7 protein-coding genes are annotated in these 7,838 nt (G+C 43.9%); 1 reads left to right on the top strand and 6 read right to left on the bottom strand.

The annotated features are described in order from the left end of the window. Positions 1-141: 141 nt before the first annotated feature. The 3 genes from csdA to L3V33_RS16425 all read right to left on the bottom strand — a co-directional run bounded on the left by csdA (position 142) and on the right by L3V33_RS16425 (position 3,236). Entirely contained in the window at positions 142-1,353 is a 1,212-nt protein-coding gene (gene csdA, locus L3V33_RS16435; protein WP_237290820.1) for a cysteine desulfurase CsdA, read from the bottom strand. 87 nt (positions 1,354-1,440) lie between these two features. Beyond that, positions 1,441-2,334, bottom strand: a complete 894-nt coding sequence (gene panE, locus L3V33_RS16430; RefSeq protein ID WP_171308797.1) for a 2-dehydropantoate 2-reductase — start codon at positions 2,332-2,334, stop codon at positions 1,441-1,443. 110 nt (positions 2,335-2,444) lie between these two features. Beyond that, on the bottom strand, positions 2,445-3,236 hold the full coding sequence (locus L3V33_RS16425; protein WP_029222329.1) for an outer membrane protein OmpK: 792 nt from the start codon (positions 3,234-3,236) through the stop codon (positions 2,445-2,447). A 585-nt stretch (positions 3,237-3,821) separates the two neighbouring features. On the opposite strand from L3V33_RS16425, the gene L3V33_RS16420 reads away from it, so the two are divergent. After that, on the top strand, positions 3,822-5,168 hold the full coding sequence (locus L3V33_RS16420; RefSeq protein WP_237290819.1) for a DUF4397 domain-containing protein: 1,347 nt from the start codon (positions 3,822-3,824) through the stop codon (positions 5,166-5,168). 76 nt (positions 5,169-5,244) lie between these two features. Here the strand turns inward: L3V33_RS16420 and L3V33_RS16415 are convergent, their stop codons facing one another. Genes L3V33_RS16415 through L3V33_RS16405 form a run of 3 tightly spaced genes read right to left on the bottom strand, consistent with a single transcriptional unit; the run spans position 5,245 to position 7,775 of the window. Next, entirely contained in the window at positions 5,245-6,603 is a 1,359-nt protein-coding gene (locus tag L3V33_RS16415) for an MFS transporter (RefSeq protein WP_017079927.1), read from the bottom strand. A gap of 54 nt (positions 6,604-6,657) precedes the next feature. Then, on the bottom strand, positions 6,658-7,206 hold the full coding sequence (locus L3V33_RS16410; protein WP_146457515.1) for a peptidylprolyl isomerase: 549 nt from the start codon (positions 7,204-7,206) through the stop codon (positions 6,658-6,660). Continuing rightward, entirely contained in the window at positions 7,206-7,775 is a 570-nt protein-coding gene (locus L3V33_RS16405; protein WP_004735204.1) for a YajG family lipoprotein, read from the bottom strand. The genes L3V33_RS16410 and L3V33_RS16405 overlap by 1 nt, the downstream gene beginning before the upstream one ends. Positions 7,776-7,838 lie beyond the last annotated feature (63 nt).

The following is a 7,838-nucleotide window of genomic DNA, read 5'->3' as shown; positions in this document are numbered from 1 at the left end:
TATCAGAAGAATCGAGAGATCGCTGAACAGCTTCTCGTTTAAATTCGTCTGTATATTGTCTTTGTGATTTTACTTTCATGACACTCAATGCTCTGTATTAAGTGTCTACTTTTATGGGGTCACATCAATACTCGCTACTCGCTACAGCATATCAACGGCTTTTTCTATCGCCGCTACGAGCTTTTCAACATCATTCATGTTGTTGTAAATACCAAATGAAATTCGAACCGTTCCTTTTACATTAAGCGCATCCATCAATGGGTGAGCACAATGATGCCCTGCACGTACCGCGATCCCTTGCTGATCCAACAGTGTCGCAATGTCTTGATGGTGAACACCTTCCATCACAAAAGTAATCACGCTTGCGTTGGGCTGATACCCCAAAACCTGAATATCATCCAGTTTACTGAGTGCACGGTAGGTTTCGTGCTGAAGCTGGTGGATATGATTTTCGACATCTTGCTGTGCAAAACCACTTAACCATTCTATTGCAGTGCTTAATGCTATCGCTCCCGCCACATTTGGCGTGCCCGCTTCGAATTTGCCAGGCAGTTCTGAAAAAGTAGTGCCAGAGAAAGAGACACGCTCAACCATTTTGCCACCGCCGTGCCAAGGTGGCATCGCTTCGAGCAATTCAAGCTTGCCGTAAAGTACACCGATACCCGCAGGGGCGTAGAGCTTGTGCCCTGAGAATACGTAGAAATCCGCACCTAAAGCAGCAACATCAACGGGCTCGTGTACGATGCCCTGTGCGCCATCGACCACAACAATCGCATCCATCTTGTGTGCTTTTTCTATGACAGCTTCAATTGGCTGACGAGAACTCGTCACGTTGGTTATCTGAGCTAATGCAACAATCTTGGTTCGTTCATTTAAAAGCGTATCAAACGCGACTAGGTCAAATTCGCAATCCGATGTCATCGGTACTTTAACAACTTTAGCCCCGGTTTGTTCAGCCACAATTTGCCAAGACACAATGTTGGCGTGATGTTCCATTTCGCTAACCAAGATCTCATCGCCAGGCTGAAGGGTACTTCTTGCGTAGGTTTGAGCTATCAGGTTGAGTGCTTCGGTGGCACCGCGAGTCCAAATGATCTCTTTTGAAGATCTTGCACCGATAAACTGAGCGACCTTATCTCTTGCCGCTTCAAACTGGCTGGTCGCGTTCGCTGTTAAGCTATGACTACCACGGTGAACATTGGCATTTTGTTTGGAGTAATATTGGCTAATGGCATCAATAACCACCTGAGGTTTTTGTGTCGTTGCCGCGCTGTCTAAGTAAATCAATGGTTGTTGATTGATGGTTTGTGATAGCGCAGGAAACTGCTCTCGGATGTGATTGATATCAAGCATCTATTCTTACCTAAAATCTTGGAAATTGGTGCTAGCGTTGTGCTTAGCGGTATTGTTATTTTATCGCGACTTGTTAACTGTTGCTGACTAATCTTGATGATTCCAGCGATTTTCTTGCTCTTTGACTTGAGCGAACAGTCTTTGGTTAACGGGAACGTCTATCTGATGCTTGAGTGCAGTCTTAATAAGGTAGCCGTTAATAAAGTCGATCTCGGTCTTACGTTGGTAAAACATATCTTGCTTCATGGATGAGTTGTTCTGCGCCGTGGCTTGGATAACCTGTTTGACGCTTGCTTCCAATTCATCGAATGAACAAACGATCCCTTCGGCTTGCATAACCTGCGTGAGCTCTTTAACGATAGAACTCAAAATATCCTCAAACCTTTTATCTGCAAGTTCGCCATTCTTGATCTGTTCAAGGCCCGTGAGTGGGTTGATCGCACAATTGATGGCGAGCTTAGTCCAAAGCGCGGTTTCTATTTGTGGGTTCCAACGCACAGCAGGGAGAGCATCATCTAAGACATCAACTAAAAACGTACACTGTTGGCCAGTTTGGTTGAAAGCACCCAATTGAGTTTGGCCCAATCCCGTGTGGTATACATTGTTGCGGTTGGGCTTGAATGCCGCTTGGGTGGTGGTCGCTAGTACTACCGGGTGAGTATCAATTTGAGTTGCTATCTGATCGACCGCGCCCATTCCGTTATGCATGAACATGAGAATGGTGTCGGGATCGAGATGTTGAAGCTGTGGAGTGGTTGCTTCTTCTACTTGCCAAGCTTTGACCGTGAAAATAACCAAGTCACTCGCTGATAGCTTTTCGATATTGTTGTTACTGAAGGAAAGGGAAGCTTGTCCATCAAGTGATAATTCAATTGAGTTATAAGTGGAACGACTCCACAAAGAGACATTATGACCAGCTTGAAGTAGTTTTATTGCCCATAAAGAGCCGATGGCCCCTGGCCCAACAATCGTGATGTTCACAGCTATACCGAGATAAAAAAGTGATGCTGCAAGGATAGCGAGGCATTAAATGAAAGCAATAAAAAATGGCACCCGAGGGTGCCATTTAGGAAACTTTCTTATAAGTTCGATTAGAACTTGTAAGTTACTGCTACGTAGTGACCGAAGCCTGTCGTTTTACCTGCTAGGCCGTCATCTTTAAGACCGTAAACGTCTTTGTAGCCTTTAAGGCCGTAACCAACAGCAAAACGGTCTGAGTGCCAGTAAAGGCCGTTAAACATAACGCCGCCATTTGATGTTTTCAGCGCTTTATTATCATCATCCATACCGAATTGGTAATCGATGTAACCTTGGTAAGAGATGAACGAACCGTTCTCGAAGAAGTAGAATGGTTTGAACCAGTTAGTCGAGATTTGGTAGCCGTTCCAGTCTTTTTCGTTTGAATCGTATGTACCGTATAGGTTTAAGCCAATCTTGCCTAACCAAGGAACCATTACGTCAGAGCCAAGACCAACTTTTTGAGTGTTAACGCCAGAGTTACCACCCCATTCCATAAGCGTAGAAACATAAAGCTCTTGAACTGGACCGAAAGATAGATCTTTACCAGTTAGGCCATCTAGAGACATACGTGGTGCAAATTTCATGAAGATTTTTTCTTGACCATCTTTATCACTGCCTGGATCAGACGTTAGGTTGAATACATCAACGTAACCGTATAGATCGAAGATTCCAGAGCGACCACCAAACTCCATCTCTAGGTAATCATGAGTTGATTCGCCTGGAAGTTCGTCAATAGCACCCATAAGGTTGAACTGCATCCATTTGTAGTCGTTTTTATGGATGTCGCCGTCAGAATAATCAGCTGCCATTACTGGAGCAGATGTTGCTGCAATTAGGCCAAGAGCTAAAAGTGATTTACGCATAATGGAACTCTCTATGTTTAAAATAAGTAACCCGCTAATCCGTGCGTGTTTGTATGTCCGAATGCCGAGCATAATAGCGATTTTGTTCTCAAATAAAAGTGAGACAGAGTGAAAACTATAATTATTATGGTGAGGTTGATCACACTAACGATCTAAATGATGGAACTTTAAGATGGCAATGCATCTTGATGCACCCCTATTTCTATTGATTTTGTGAAATTAGATTATTTTGTGGATAAATCGGTGAAATACTGCGCTAAGCAAACGATTCTACTAAATAGAGTGACATGCATATCAAAATCAACAGTATTCCTTTCTAATAGTTTTCTCTTTAAAAATGACTCATTAAAACCTCCTTTCAATCTTGTCTTTGATCTATTTTTGACCAACTGCGTAATGATGTTGGAATCAATTGATGAACAACTCATGTGATGACTGACTAGGAATTTCAATCTAGCTACTTTTTGAATCACGGAGAATTAAAGACAGTTCACTGCACTAGATTTTGAGACAATTTTTAAAGATTAGTTATTGGACTAATCATTTGTGTGACGAACTGGTCTAACTTTTTTGGAGAGAAGACCGATGGAATATTCACCAATACTCGCGGTAGCGATGTCAGCCCTGTTCATTGTGGGGTGTAATGATGACGATGAACCAACAACTCAACTACAAGCTGTACATGCATCGCCAGATGCTCCGTTGGCTAATGTCTTAGTAAATAGTCAGGCTCGTTGGAGCGGTGTCGATTATGCTCAAGCATCCGGATACGCATCTGTAAATCAAGGGCAAACAACTTTGCAAGTCGACGTTCAACTTCCTGGTGACGCAGTTGCTACCGTAATTTCACCAAGCCAATTCGATTTGAGCGGTGATCTAGATTACACCGTAATGGTGGTCGGCGATGCTGATGGTTCTAATAACCCGGTTGAGGCTTTAGTTGTTACAAGGCCTGCTGAGGGAACGGCAACAAGTTCAAGTTTAGATGTGCAAGTTGTTCACGCGGCAACAGGGGTTGGAGATGTGAACTTATACGTAACGGCACCGAATGATCCATTGGGCGCTCCGCTTGGCACTCTCGGTTATAAAGACTTTACTGACGTACTCAATATTCCCGCAGGACAATATCGTGTGAGACTTGAAACGGTAAGTGGCAGTGCCATTGCTTTTGACTCTGGAGAAATCACTCTGTCTGGCGGTAGTGAGCTAACCATAGCGGCGGTGCCAAGAGCTGACTCCAATAGCGCTTCACCTGTAAAATTGATGGTGATGGACGGAACTGGATCATCTTTAATCTACGATATGGCAGAAACTTCAGAAGTAAGAGTCGGGCATTTAGTCGATGGTGCACCGGATGTAGATGTGTTCGTTAACGCTACTAAGTTTGCTCCTCTTGATGCTCTGATGTTTAAAGAGATTCGCGGCTTCCTAGACTTGGCTTCAGGTAGTTACGATATTGATATTTACGAAACTGCAACGACGACTCCAACATTTATCGATGTTGATGGTTTAGCTGTATTTGCTGGAATGGATTACAGCATTTATGCAGTGGGTACGGTAAGTCCACTCAATTTGGAACCACTAGTTGTCCCTGAAAACCGTCGCCCGGTTGCGACCAGTGCGGTGTTAAACATTACTCATGCGGCGGCAAACCCAGTTGCAGCATCGGTTGATATCTACTTGACTGAGAACGTGGGAATCTCTGGTAGCACTCCGGCACTAAGTGATGTGAAGTTCAAAGATTACGCGAATGGTATTTATGTGGCAGCGGGATCTTACTACGTGACAATTACTGTAGCAGGAGACCCAACTACTGTTGCCATTGACTCTGCGCCTGCAACTTTGGCTGACGGTGTTGTTTATCAAGTCGTCGCGATTGATGACTCGATGGGAACTGGCTTTAACTTAATCGTAAGTGATACAACAGATTAGCGTTTAAGTATCTGCTGGCAGAAAGTAAAAGAGGGTAGCCCAGTGCTACCCTCTTCTCTTTTGTTTTCTTTTACTCTTATTCGTGGTTGTTTTTGGCTTTCTCTAATAAATCAGTGAAAAAGTGGCGTAACGAGTAGAGCATGATCAAACTTGGAATCACCATTAATGACGTTAGTATAAAGAAGGTTGACCAATCATTGAGGAAGTCGACCAGCTCACCGCTAAATGAAGCCAGAGTTGTACGACCGAAATTTCCCAATGATGCTAGCAAGGCGTATTGCGTTGCCGAGAAAGCTTGCCCAGTTAGTAGCGTTAAGAAGGAAACGAATGCCACTGTCGAAAAGGCGGTTGTGAAATTATCGACAATAATCGTTGCAAGGAATAAGTTTTCATTGGGTCCTACTTGAGCAATCCATGCAAACATTAGGTTGCTGGCTGCCATTGCTACGCCGCCAATCATTAGCCCACGTACAATACCAAATTTCACATTGAAGACACTGCCTAGCAAGGTAAAGAATATGGTTGCACCCCAACCAATTAACTTGGAGTAGTGGCCGATTTGTTCATTGCTAAAGCCGATCTCTTTATAGAAGGGAATCGACATTCTGCCTAAGAAGGCTTCACCTATCTTAAACAGGAATACGAACAGCAGAAGCGTAATAGCAACTTGAACACCGTTTCGCTTAAAGAAATCGTAGAAAGGTTCCAACACTGTAACGCTTAGCCAGGCCACAACTTTAGAGCCCACAACCTTATTATGGCGCTGTTGTGCTTCTTTTTGTAATGCTTCACGTTGTGTTGTTGGCTCACCGACAAATAAGGTGAATAGCATCAGAATGATGACGACGCCAGCCATGCCATAATACACGCCGTTCCAACCTATGGTATCGGCATTGATAAATGCGAGATAACCAGGAAGAGAGTAGCCTGTCCACCATCCCATCACTGCCATTGCGGATGCTTGCGGTAATTTGGTAGATTCAGATTTAGGAAATGAATCAATACGGAAGGCATCAATGGCTATATCTTGGGTTGCCGACGCAATCGCAATTCCGAGAGCCAACATTGAGGTGAACATCAAGTCATTGGCAGGGTTCACCCCGGCAATGAACAGCGTGCAGATCAATACAAAGCTTTGGCATAGAAATATCCAACTGCGTCGTTGACCCAATATAGCATGTAGAATCGGCAGTTTGACTCGGTCTACCAGTGGTGCCCAAAGAAAGTTAATGGCATAGACGGCAAATACACTACCGAAATAACCGATAGCAGCACGAGTTAATCCTGCATCTTTTAGCCAGCCTGACATGTTAGAGCCGATAAGAACCCAAGGAAAGCCACTCGAACAACCCAACATAAACACCCAAAGTAGGCGTTTATCTAGGTAGCTACGGAAAGTCTGCATCCAAGAAAGAGAGGGAGTGCCAGATGACATGGGGCGTCCTTGTATAGAAAAACGCCCTTAAGAGGTTAAGGGCGCTGTATGAGATTACTTAAGAAGTGTTACTTTGTTGATGATGATAGGGTCGACTGGAATATCGGACATGCGGCCCATTCGCTTAGTCGGAATGGTTGCCATCTTTTGTACGACATCAAACCCTTCAGTTACCGTGCCAAAAACAGCGTAGCCCGGGTTACCACCTTTTGCATTCAAGAAGTCGTTATCCGAAAAGTTGATAAAGAACTGACGAGTCGCAGAGTCTGGCGCGTTAGTACGAGCCATTGCGATCGTTGCTGTATCATTTTTTAGACCGTTACTGCCTTCATTTTTGATTGGGGCATAAGTCGCTTGCTGATTCATGTCTTGATCGAAGCCGCCACCTTGCGCCATAAAGCCAGGAATAACACGATGGAAGATAGTGCCTTCATAGCTGCCGTCTGCTACGTATTTTAGGAAATTTTCAGTACTAATCGGAGCTTGCTCTTGGTTTAGCTCAATCGTGAAGTCACCTAATGTTGTTTCAACGTTCACTTTAGGGCCTGCCCAAACGCTCACGCTCACCAGCATTAATGCAATAGAAGTTAGAATACGGCTCATTAGAAACGTTCCTTCATGTAGTTTTGTAGTTCAGGGTCGTTCGCGATTTCAGTAAGAACCAAGTTGATCACATCGTTAAGAACCATAGAGATGTCGTCGTTTGAAGCACTTAACGCTCCTGTACGAGTTGCGGTACCGTTGAATGTTTTAACTAGCTTCCCTTCAGGTGTCTCGGCCGTTACTTCAAGCGTTACTTTACCGTCCATTTTGTTTTCCATAATGGTGTGTTCTACGGTAACAAGTGCTTCTTGAATCTCTAAAACAATTGAGTTTTCACTGTTTACGCTTGCTCGAAAACCTTGAGACTCTAACTGTTGAGCTACTGCATTCTCTAGCGAAATACGCATGTTTTGTTTAGCGTGAATTGGCTGAATGTTTGAACGGCCACTATCAACCAAGGCTACATATTGAGCGGCACGAACATCTTTACTGGTTAGTGTGTATGTTTTGCCTTGTACAAGGTTACTTGAGCTTAGTGAAGCTTCTGGCATTACATTGATCTGTTCTTGCTGAGGGGCAGAACATGCTGTCAATGCCATAATAGAAGCAGCCAAAATCAGTTTTTTCATTCCTTTATCCTTTCTAAATTCACACCAGAAGCTCGGTATCTTAAATTCTTGTGAAGTCGTTTC

Origin of the sequence: Vibrio sp. A2-1 (assembly GCF_021728355.1) — a bacterium.
Classification (GTDB): Bacteria; Pseudomonadota; Gammaproteobacteria; order Enterobacterales; family Vibrionaceae; genus Vibrio; species Vibrio splendidus_K.
The sequence above is the reverse complement of the archived record's forward strand: the minus strand, read 5'-3'. Positions and strand labels throughout refer to the sequence as shown.

Coding starts and splice junctions, on each gene's coding strand:
- csdA (WP_237290820.1), bottom strand. CDS start 1,353: ATGCTTGATATCAATCACATCCGAGAGCAGTTTCCTGCGCTATCACAA.
- L3V33_RS16425 (WP_029222329.1), bottom strand. CDS start 3,236: ATGCGTAAATCACTTTTAGCTCTTGGCCTAATTGCAGCAACATCTGCT.
- L3V33_RS16420 (WP_237290819.1), top strand. CDS start 3,822: ATGGAATATTCACCAATACTCGCGGTAGCGATGTCAGCCCTGTTCATT.
- L3V33_RS16415 (WP_017079927.1), bottom strand. CDS start 6,603: ATGTCATCTGGCACTCCCTCTCTTTCTTGGATGCAGACTTTCCGTAGC.
- L3V33_RS16410 (WP_146457515.1), bottom strand. CDS start 7,206: ATGAGCCGTATTCTAACTTCTATTGCATTAATGCTGGTGAGCGTGAGC.
- L3V33_RS16405 (WP_004735204.1), bottom strand. CDS start 7,775: ATGAAAAAACTGATTTTGGCTGCTTCTATTATGGCATTGACAGCATGT.